This is a genomic window from Faecalibacterium sp. AM43-5AT, from assembly GCF_003603345.1.
GTDB classification, from domain to species: Bacteria; Bacillota; Clostridia; order Oscillospirales; family Ruminococcaceae; genus Faecalibacterium; species Faecalibacterium taiwanense.
This window is the reverse complement of the sequence record NZ_QVGZ01000010.1, coordinates 87,939-97,835: the sequence shown is the minus strand read 5'-3', so window position 1 is coordinate 97,835 and position 9,897 is coordinate 87,939. Positions and strand designations below refer to the sequence as shown.

Annotated in this window: 7 protein-coding genes and 1 pseudogene; 4 read left to right on the top strand and 4 right to left on the bottom strand. The window is 57.0% G+C overall.

Annotated features, from left to right (window positions below):
- Positions 1-178 precede the first annotated feature (178 nt).
- The 3 genes and pseudogenes from DW937_RS15435 to DW937_RS11670 all read right to left on the bottom strand — a co-directional run bounded on the left by DW937_RS15435 (position 179) and on the right by DW937_RS11670 (position 2,956).
- Positions 179-304, bottom strand: coding sequence for a hypothetical protein (locus tag DW937_RS15435; protein ID WP_279221265.1), 126 nt, complete (start codon positions 302-304; stop codon positions 179-181).
- Positions 305-350: 46 nt separating this feature from the next.
- Positions 351-542, bottom strand: a pseudogene (locus DW937_RS11675) (Sir2 silent information regulator family NAD-dependent deacetylase); the annotation flags it as partial.
- 152 nt (positions 543-694) lie between these two features.
- On the bottom strand, positions 695-2,956 hold the full coding sequence (locus DW937_RS11670) for a glycogen/starch/alpha-glucan phosphorylase (RefSeq protein ID WP_120121010.1): 2,262 nt from the start codon (positions 2,954-2,956) through the stop codon (positions 695-697).
- Between the two features lie 129 nt (positions 2,957-3,085).
- On the opposite strand from DW937_RS11670, the gene DW937_RS11665 reads away from it, so the two are divergent.
- On the top strand, positions 3,086-3,943 hold the full coding sequence (locus DW937_RS11665; RefSeq protein ID WP_120121008.1) for an AraC family transcriptional regulator: 858 nt from the start codon (positions 3,086-3,088) through the stop codon (positions 3,941-3,943).
- A 60-nt stretch (positions 3,944-4,003) separates the two neighbouring features.
- Here the strand turns inward: DW937_RS11665 and DW937_RS11660 are convergent, their stop codons facing one another.
- Positions 4,004-5,029, bottom strand: a complete 1,026-nt coding sequence (locus tag DW937_RS11660) for a LacI family DNA-binding transcriptional regulator (protein ID WP_120121007.1) — start codon at positions 5,027-5,029, stop codon at positions 4,004-4,006.
- Positions 5,030-5,313: 284 nt separating this feature from the next.
- Here DW937_RS11660 and DW937_RS11655 point away from each other — a divergent pair, with 284 nt between their 5' ends.
- From DW937_RS11655 to malQ, 3 genes are read left to right on the top strand one after another with little or no spacing between them, the layout of a single operon-like run.
- Positions 5,314-6,996, top strand: coding sequence for a PTS transporter subunit IIBC (locus DW937_RS11655; protein WP_120121006.1), 1,683 nt, complete (start codon positions 5,314-5,316; stop codon positions 6,994-6,996).
- A gap of 6 nt (positions 6,997-7,002) precedes the next feature.
- Positions 7,003-7,821, top strand: coding sequence for an endonuclease/exonuclease/phosphatase family protein (locus tag DW937_RS11650; protein WP_120121005.1), 819 nt, complete (start codon positions 7,003-7,005; stop codon positions 7,819-7,821).
- Positions 7,822-7,837: 16 nt separating this feature from the next.
- Positions 7,838-9,340 (top strand): 4-alpha-glucanotransferase, encoded by a 1,503-nt coding sequence (malQ, locus tag DW937_RS11645; RefSeq protein ID WP_120121004.1) that lies wholly within the window; start codon positions 7,838-7,840, stop codon positions 9,338-9,340.
- Positions 9,341-9,897: the final 557 nt, after the last annotated feature.

Here is a 9,897-nt window from a genome sequence, read left to right as displayed (position 1 = left end):
CCCTGGAGGTGCACCAGATATTGAACGTCAAATCGTAAGATTTGGCGTTCTTTTTTGTTATGTAACCCCGAAAAATCGGGGCTTGCACGATCAACGCACGGTTTTTGCACGGTTGGTGTTTTCATAGGAATCCTCTGCATGGGCTGGAATTACTTTGAAATGCGTGGTAAATTTTGCATCAGGTCAGCAGAGCCAGACGGAGCTGCGCCTTTACTTCGGGGTCTGCATTCTTCAGAAGTTCCAGCAGAGCAGTCGTAGAGATGGTCGGTTCGCCTTCGGCGGGTAACTGCGCCAATATCTGCATGGATGCAGACAGACTGCCGCTGAACTTCCGGCGGGCAAACTGCCTAATTTTGGTTGATGCAGGCGTAGAATGCGTTTGGATTTTTGGCGGTCATCCGCCAGAATGGATATTTGATGATGACTGGGGTGTTGTAGCCAACGCCCAATTCCAGAAAGAGGATGCGCTGTCCCTCGTGACGGCGCAGAAATTCACTGTATCGCTCTGCCGCACGGTGCCATCCTTCGTCCTCTACAAAGGTAAGTAAAAGACGGGGTGCTGTGCATTTGTGCAGCACCCCGTCTTTTATTTGTGTTCATCTGCGCCCGGCTCATAGAGCAGCTCCAAATGCGGTGCCCATGGTTAGATAGATCTCGTCCTGCGGCAGAAGATCAATAAAATTGCGATAATAAACTATTCGCCCAGATGCCAGATGTCGCGGTCGTACTCGGCAATAGTGCGGTCGGAGGAGAACATGCCCGCTTTGGCAATATTCACCAGACACTTGCGCCGCCAGCCCTTCGGGTCGCAGGCGTAATCGCTGAGGGCCTGCCCCTTGCGCACAACGTAGGCATTGAAGTCCGGCAGGGTCTGGAACCAGTCTTTATGGATCAGCTCGTTGTGCAGGCGGGTCAGGTTTTCGGCGTGACCGGCGGCCAGCATCTCCGGGCCGGTGAGGAAGTTGATGGCGCGGCGGATGTTGGCATCGCCCTCCACCCACTGGGCGGGGTCGTAGTCGCCCACGGCGTAGCGGTGGATGACCTGATCGGAGGTCTGGCCGAAGATATAGATGTTCTCCTCGCCCACCTGCTGGCTGATCTCCACATTGGCACCGTCCATGGTGCCCAGCGTCAGCGCGCCGTTCAGCATGAACTTCATGTTGCCGGTGCCGGAAGCTTCCTTGGAGGCAAGGCTGATCTGCTCGGACAGGTCGCAGGCGGGGATGAGCTTTTCGGCGGCGGTAACGTTGTAGTTTTCCACGAACACCACCTGCAGCCACTTGGACACTTCCGGGTCTGCGGCAATGACCTTGGACAGGGTCAGCAGCGCATGGATGATGTCCTTTGCAATGATATAGGCAGGTGCCGCCTTGGCACCGAAGATGCTCACCAGCGGAGCAGCGGGCAGGTGCCCGGCCTTGATCTCGTAGTACTGATGGATGAGGTACAGCAGGTTCAGCTGCTGGCGCTTGTACTCGTGCAGGCGCTTGGACTGGATATCGAACACAGCATCGGTGTTCACGCTCACCTTTTGGGTGCGCAGCAGCCAGTCTGCCAGTGCTTCCTTGTTGGCCTTTTTCACAGCGGTCAGCTGCTCCAGCACAGCTTCGTCGTCAGCAAAAGCCAGCAGCTTTTCCAGCTCGGCGGCATCCTTGCGGAAGCCGGTGCCGATGTGCTGTTCCAGTGCGGCGGTCAGGCGGGGGTCGCATTCCAACAGCCAGCGGCGGAAGGTGATGCCGTTGGTTTTGTTGTTGAACTTTTCCGGGTACAGCTCGTAAAAGCCGTGCAGCTCGGAATTTTTCAAAATCTCGGTGTGCAGCGCCGCCACGCCGTTGGTGGAGTGGGTGAAGTGGATGTCCATGTGGGCCATGTGCACCCGGTCGTCCTTGTCAATGATGGCAAGGCTCTCGTCCTTGGTGCGGGTGCGGGCCAGTGCGTCCAGCTTTTCGATAATGGGCATCAGCTGGGGCACCACGGCATCCAGATAGGCGCGGGGCCACTTTTCCAGCGCTTCGGCCAGAATGGTGTGGTTGGTGTAGGCGCAGGTCTTTGTGACAATCTTTACGGCTTCCTCAAATTCGATGCCCTTTTCGCCCAGCAGCCGGATCAGCTCCGGGATGACCATGCTGGGGTGGGTGTCGTTGATCTGGATGGCGGCGTAGTCGGCCAGATCATGGTAATCGCAGCCCCGGGCGGCACACTCGGCCAGAATGAGCTGGGCACCGGCAGAGACCATCAGGTACTGTTGGTATACCCGCAGGCGGCGGCCTGCCTCATCGGAATCGTCCGGGTAGAGGAAGAGGGTCAGGTTCTTGTCGATGGCAGTTTTATCGAAGGCAATGCCGTCATGGACGATGCTCTCATCGATGGTGTCAAGGTCAAACAGGTTCAGGGTGTTGGTGCGGCCCTCGTAGCCGGTGACCGCCAGCTTGTACAGCCGGGCAGTGTACTCCTTGCCCGCCAGCTCCACCGGGTAGGTGATGTCGGTCTTTTCCGCCCAGCTGTGGGCGGTGAGCCACGGGTCAGGCTTTTCGTTCTGCACGCCGTCCTCAAAGGACTGATGGAACAGGCCGAAGTGATACCGCAGGCCCACGCCGTCGCCGGGCAGGTTCAGCGTTGCCAGAGAGTCGAGGAAGCAGGCAGCCAGACGGCCCAGACCGCCGTTGCCCAGAGAAGGTTCCGGCTCCACCTCTTCGATATCGGAAAGGCTCTTGCCGACGGCAGCCAGTGCATCGCGGGCTTCATCGTACAGTCCCAGATTGATGAGGTTGTTGGACAGCAGCTTGCCGATGAGAAATTCGGCGCTGATATAGTACAGCTTGCGGCCGGTGACCGGCTGCACACGGTCGGCGCTCTTCTGCCGGACGAGTTCCAGCAGCGCGAGATACAGCTCCTGATTCGTGCAGTCTGCCAGCGGCTTGCCCGTGAGATCCTGTAACGTTTCGGTAAAGCTCATAAATGCATCCTCCTTTGCTACGGAAAACAGGTTTGACATCTGTACTTCCAGATATACCACATAAAACAATCAAAATCTTGCCTAAAAAGCGCAGACTGTGGTACAATCCTATCATCGGGAGGTGAAACAATGCAAAATCAGGCATCTTTGCAGGAGACCAAGCAGCATGGTGCCGTGCGTTTTCCCTTCAATCTGTATCCCTGCACCATTCCGGGGGACTTTCCGCAGGTGGCGCTCCACTGGCAGGAGAGCATGGAGCTGGTCTTTGTCAAGCGGGGCACAGGACTGGTGCAGGTGGGCGCTGAGAGCTGCCCGGCCCGCATGGGGGACATCTTTATTTTTACGCCCGGCACTCTCCATGCCCTGCGGCAGGCCGAGGGGCAGTGCATGGAATACGAAAATATCATTTTTGAGCTGGAGCTTCTGGGTGGCGCAGAGGACCTTTGTGCCGAGAAATATCTGCTTCCGCTGCAAAGCGGGCGCTTGTCGCTGCCTGCGCGGCTGACCCCGAACGATTTGTGCTATCTGCAGGCCGCCGCCTGCCTGCGGGAGGTGGAGGATGCCAACCGCGCCAAGCTCCCCGGCTACGAGCTGCAGGTCAAGGGGGCATTGCTGCGGTTTCTTGCCCTGCTCCTTGCACAGGGCCGGCAGCGGCTTGCCGCCGAGACAGCCGACACCCAGCGGCTGAAAACGCTCCTGCAATGGCTTTCGGCCCATTATACCGAGGAACTCCGGGTCGCCGATGCCGCCGGGGTCTGCTCCTTCAGTGCCAGCCACTTCATGCGGTGGTTCCGGCAGATGACCGGGCAGAGCTTTGTGGCCTTTCTGAACGAGTACCGGCTCAACGCCGCCGCCGAAGCGCTGCAGGCCACGGATGAGACGGTTCTGACCATCGCTTCCCGGTGCGGGTTTGAGAACCTCTCCTATTTTAACCGGGCGTTCAAGGCGCACTTCGGCACGACACCCCGGGAGTACCGGAAAAAATAAGCAAAACGAGGCCGTTCTGCCTCTCTGGAAAAGAGAGGGAACGGCCTCGTTTTTTGCACATCAGATCTCCGGCGGCGGGCAGCAGCTCTCCCGTTGGATGAGCCGGTGCGGCACGATGATCTTGGTTGCCAGAAGATTCGGGTTTTCGATGTGGTTGATGGTCTGGCTGGCCGCTTCCATGCCCAGCTGGTAGGGGTTCACGTCCACGGTGGTCAGCTGTGGACTGGTGATGCGGGAGAACAGCGAGTTATTGAAGGACACGATGGAAAGGTCTTTCGGGACGCGCAGCCCCAGCTTGCCGCAGAACTGTTCCAGCACCACGGCAAGGATGTCGTCGCTGACCAGCATGGCGGTGGGGCGGTCCGGCGCGGTGAACAGGGCCTTCAGCGTTTCTTCGTAAGCATCGTTCAGGGCATCGATCTCCACGCAGTCCTCTTCGCGGGGGGTGATGCCATGCTTGAGCAGGGACATCTGGTAACCGCGTTTGCGCTCTGCCGAAAACAGCATGGCATTGCTGACACCAAAATAGGCAATGCGGCGGTGGCCCATCTCATAAAGGTAGTCGGCGGCTTCCTCTCCGGCAAGGGCGTTGTCGTTGTCGATATAGATGGTCTGGTTGGCGGACTGTGCTGCCTTGCCCACAATGACGTGGAGAAGCCCTTCGCTGCGCAGATAAGCCGCCACAGGACAGTCCTTTTTGGAATAGAGCAAAATAAACCCATCTGCCTGTGCGTTGGCCACCATGCTCTGGATGGCATCCAGCACCTCGGCATCGTCCTGCCCGGTGATGACCGTGTTCACATACCGCCGCTGATTGCAGAACTGCCCGATGCCGCGGATGATCTCCAGGTGGAATGCATTTTCGTAGACATCCCGCTGGGAGGAGGGCAGAATGATGCCGATGGTCTTGGAAAAAGCTTCTACCGGTTCGGCTTCAAAGTTCGGCTCATAGCCCAGCTGTGCCATGATGCGGCGCACCCGCTCCTTAGTGTCCCGGCTGATGGAAGGGCTGTCCTTGCAGGTGCGGGACACCGTGGAGGGGGAGACTCCCGCTGCTGCGGCGACATCCTTGATGGTAACTGCCATGATCTGTTCCTCCCTGATATAGTGGTTCTATTGTAAAGCCGTTTGCACGCAATGTCAATATTTGCGCAAAGAGTTGCGCAAATCGTGCAATGCGTCGCTCTGCGTACCTTCGACAATTTTCACAAATAATCCTTTGCTCGATTGTAGAAAACGTAGAAAGTTTATTTTTGACATAAAAACTCTTGTAAAAATTGCAGAGTTGGATTGTTCTTGTTGCGTAAAGTTACGCAAACCTAATGCAATGATTGCGCAAAACAATGCAAAAAAGAATAAGGAGGAACATCATGGCAACAACAAAAGCGGCTCCGGGCAAAAAGGGGCTCATCAACTTCGACTTTTTACAAAAGCTGGGCAAGGTGCTGATGACGGTCATCGCCGTCATGCCCGCTGCTGGTCTGATGATCAGTCTGGGCAAGCTGGTGCAGATGGGCGGCGGCGACATCGCAGCAGTCATGACCATTGGCACCACCATGGAGAACATCGGCTGGGCAGTCATCAACAACCTGCACATCCTGTTCGCCGTGGCCATCGGCGGCAGCTGGGCAAAGGAGCGTGCCGGCGGTGCCTTCGCGGCAGTGCTGGCATTTGCCCTCATCAATGTGATCACCGGCAACATCTTCGGCGTTACCAGCGCCATGCTGGCAGACCCCAATGCCGTGACCCACACCCTGTTCGGGCAGGAGATTGCCGTCAACGGCTACTTTACCTCCGTTCTGGGTGCTCCGGCCCTGAACATGGGCGTGTTTGTGGGTATCATTGCCGGCTTTGTGGGCGGTGTGGCTTACAATAAATACTATAACTTCCGCAAGCTGCCGGATGCACTGGCTTTCTTCAACGGCAAGCGCTTCGTGCCCATGGTGGTCATTGCCTACTCGGTGGTCATTTCCATCGTGCTGTCGCTGTTCTGGCCTGTCGTCCAGACCGGCATCAACAACTTCGGCATCTGGATCGCCAACTCTTCCGAGACCTCTCCCGTTCTGGCTCCGTTCATCTATGGCACGCTGGAGCGTCTGCTGCTGCCCTTCGGTCTGCACCACATGCTGACCATCCCCATGAACTACACCTCCTTCGGCGGCACCTACACCATCGCCACCGGCGTCAATGCAGGCAGTCAGGTATTTGGTCAGGACCCGCTGTGGCTGGCATGGGCCAACGACCTCATCAACTTCAAGAAGGCCGGTGACATGGCTGCTTACAACAACCTGCTGGCTACCGTTACCCCCGCCCGCTTCAAGGTAGGCCAGATGATCGGTGCTACCGGTCTGCTGCTGGGCATTGCACTGGCCATGTACCGCCGTGCGGATGCCGACAAGCGCGCAAACTATAAGTCCATGTTCATTTCCACCGCACTGGCCGTGTTCCTGACCGGTGTCACCGAGCCGCTGGAATTCATGTTCATGTTCTGCGCCATGCCGCTGTACATCGTGTACGCACTGTTGCAGGGCTGTGCTTTCGCCATGGCAGGCATCATCCATCTGCGCCTGCACTCCTTCGGCAATCTGGAATTCATCACCCGCATCCCCATGTCCCTGCAGGCCGGTCTGGGCGGCGATATCATCAACTTTGTGATCTGCGTGATCGCATTCTTTGCCATCGGCTACGTTGTGGCTTACTTCATAATCGGCAAGCTCAATCTGGCAACGCCGGGCCGTCTGGGCAACTACACCGATGACAACGCGGACGATTCCGCTGCCGACGCAAAGACCGAGAAGAAGGCCGACAAAAAGGCCGACAACGGTCAGGCCGAGCGCATCATCGCCCTGCTGGGCGGCCGTGAGAACATCGTGCTGGTGGATGCCTGCATGACCCGTCTGCGCGTTACCGTGAAAGACCCCGCCAAGGTGGCCGACCTTGCCGCATGGAAGGCTGAGGGTGCCCTGAGCCTGCTGGTGAAGGGCGACGGCATTCAGGCTGTGTACGGCCCCAAGGCAGACGTTCTGAAATCTGATATCAACGATATTCTGTAAAAAACTATGAAACTGCTGACTTTGAATACCCACAGCCTCATCGAGCCGGACTATGAGGCCAAGCGGGAGATCTTTGTAAAATTCATCGCAGCGGAGCAGCCGGAGGTGTTCGCCCTGCAGGAGGTGAACCAGACCGCCGCCGCTCCGCTGCTGGGGGACGCTCCGGCGGGGTACTATTCCTGCCCTGGCAATAGGGTGCCGCTGAAAGCGGACAACCACGCCGCAGCGGTGGCCCGGATGCTGGAAGAGCGGGGCGTGCACTACTACTGGAGCTGGCTCCCGGCAAAGGTCGGCTACGATATTTACGATGAGGGCGCGGCGGTGTTCAGCCGTGCGCCCATCACCGCCGCCGAAAACCTGCTGCTGAGCAAAACAAACGATTACAGCAACTGGAAGACCCGCCGCACACTGGGCATCTGTGCAGGAGATGTCTGGTATTATACGGTGCATCTGGGCTGGTGGAAGGACGAAGTGGAGCCGTTCGCTGCCCAGTGGGAAACGCTGTCGCGGGCGGCTGGCGCAAAAAAGACCGCCTTTCTGCTGGGCGACTTCAACAGCGAAGCGGATGTGCGGGGGGAGGGCTACGACCTTGTCCTCCGCAGCGGCTGGCAGGACACCTATCGTCTGGCGCAGGAGCGGGACGAGGGCTACACCGTTGTGCAGGCCATTGATGGCTGGAGGGATGCCCCGGACGCGGCGGCAAAAAAGCGCATCGACCAGATCTGGTGCTCCAAAGCGGTGCCCGTAAAAAGCAGCCGGGTCGTGTTCAACGGCCTGCGGGAGCCGCAGGTATCGGACCATGCAGGTATTTTGATCGAGTTATAAAGGAAGGTAAACGAAGATGCAGAGAAGTGCAGGCATTTTGCTGCCCATCAGCAGTCTGCCGTCCCCTTACGGCATCGGCTGCTTCTCGCAGGAGGCGTACGACTTTGTGGACTGGCTCAAGGAAGCCGGGCAGACCTACTGGCAGATCCTGCCGCTGGGTGTTACCAGCTACGGCGACAGCCCCTATCAGAGCTTTTCCGCCTTTGCGGGCAATCCGTATTTCATCAGTCTGGATGCACTGGTGGAGGAAGGGGTGCTGACGGCCGACGAGTGCAAAAAGGCAAACTTCGGCCGCAAGGCAGATGACATCAACTACAGCCGCCTGTACACCGAGCGCGGCCGTCTGCTGCGGCTGGCGTACTCCCGCAGCGACATCGGCCACAACGAAGCGTTTACAGCGTTCTGTGAGAAAAACAAGTGGTGGCTGGATGATTTTGCCCTGTTCATGGCGGTGAAGGACCGCTTTGAGGGCAAGCCGTGGATCGAGTGGGCCGAGGACATCCGTCTGCGCTGGCAGCCTGCCATGGACTACTACCGCCGGGAGCTGTATTTTGAGGTGGAGTACCACAAGTATCTCCAGTTCAAGTTCGATGAGCAGTGGCGCAGGCTGAAAGCCTACGCCAACAGCAAAGGCATCCGGATCATCGGCGATATCCCCATCTATGTGGCGCTGGATTCGGCGGATGCATGGGCAAACCCGGGGCTGTTCCAGCTGGACGGGGAAAATCTGCCCACGGCGGTGGCGGGCGTTCCTCCGGATGGATTTTCGCCCACCGGTCAGCTCTGGGGCAATCCGCTCTACCGCTGGGAAGCCCACCGCGAAACCGGCTATCAGTGGTGGATCACCCGCCTGTGGTACTGCTTTGAGCTGTACGACGTGGTGCGCATCGACCACTTCCGCGGCTTCGATGAGTATTTCTCCATCCCCTACGGCAGCGAGACCGCGGCAGAGGGCCACTGGGAGAAAGGCCCCGGCATCGAGCTGTTCCGTGCCGTGGAGCAGGCATTGGGCAAGCGGGAGATCATTGCGGAGGATCTTGGTTATATGAGCGAGACGGTGCGTCAGCTGGTGCGGGACAGCGGTTTCCCCGGCATGAAGGTGCTGGAATTTGCCTTTGACTCCCGCGACACCGGCAGTGCCAGCGACTATCTGCCCCACAACTACCCGGTGAACAGCGTGGCCTATACCGGCACCCATGACAACGAGACGCTGGTATCGTGGTACCAGACCGTCACCGATGCCGAGCGCGCCATGGTGCGGGACTACCTGTACGACTACGCCACCCCGGAAGAGCAGCTCTATAAAAGCATGATCGCACTGATCTTGCGCAGCGCAGCGGCGAGTTGCATCGTTCCCATGCAGGACTGGCTGGGGCTGGACAATTCTGCCCGCATCAATCAGCCCTCCACCGTGGGCCAGAACTGGCGCTGGCGGCTGAAAAAGACCCAGCTGACAAAGAAGCTTCAAAAGGAGATCTGCCTGCTGACCACCCGCTATGGCCGAAAAAACTGGGCGTGACAGGATAGTGTTCTGGACTTGATTTTGGAAAGTTTATTGCAGAATAATGGCAGAAGTAATACTTATTCAAAAATAAAATGACAAAGAGCAAATAAAAAAGTACAGAATATGGATCGGGACGCGTGACTTTTAATTTTGACAAAAATCAAGGAAGGACTTTGTATAACTTTACAAAACAAGAAAATACAGCGGCAAAAAGTTGTTGCGATTTTCGGATTGAAAGCAATAACGGAAAACGCTATACCTTAAGCATCAAAGGCAAAGACGCTTCGCGAGAGATCGCAAAGCGTCTTTTTGTATATCTAAAACCACTCGCCAGGCGGGTGGTTCGATAAAGATTATATCGGTGAGTAATAAAACTCAAACGAAGAATTTTGGAATAGTAGAAGCTATATTGTATGAGTACTAATTAAAGTTTGCGAGTTATGAAGCTCGTAGAGCGACTTAAAATCAATAAAAGCGCACTTTGCAAAATTTCAGAAGAACCTATCCGATAATTCGTTGGCAACTGACAATGTCTATCTTGTGCGTTTGACGCATGGTCAAGAATAGAGGGC

Bases quoted from the DNA above. Each gene is read 5' to 3' on its own strand.
- DW937_RS15435 (WP_279221265.1), bottom strand. From the start codon at position 304: ATGCAGATATTGGCGCAGTTACCCGCCGAAGGCGAACCGACCATCTCT.
- DW937_RS11665 (WP_120121008.1), top strand. From the start codon at position 3,086: ATGCAAAATCAGGCATCTTTGCAGGAGACCAAGCAGCATGGTGCCGTG.
- DW937_RS11670 (WP_120121010.1), bottom strand. From the start codon at position 2,956: ATGAGCTTTACCGAAACGTTACAGGATCTCACGGGCAAGCCGCTGGCA.
- DW937_RS11660 (WP_120121007.1), bottom strand. From the start codon at position 5,029: ATGGCAGTTACCATCAAGGATGTCGCCGCAGCAGCGGGAGTCTCCCCC.
- malQ (WP_120121004.1), top strand. From the start codon at position 7,838: ATGCAGAGAAGTGCAGGCATTTTGCTGCCCATCAGCAGTCTGCCGTCC.
- DW937_RS11650 (WP_120121005.1), top strand. From the start codon at position 7,003: ATGAAACTGCTGACTTTGAATACCCACAGCCTCATCGAGCCGGACTAT.
- DW937_RS11655 (WP_120121006.1), top strand. From the start codon at position 5,314: ATGGCAACAACAAAAGCGGCTCCGGGCAAAAAGGGGCTCATCAACTTC.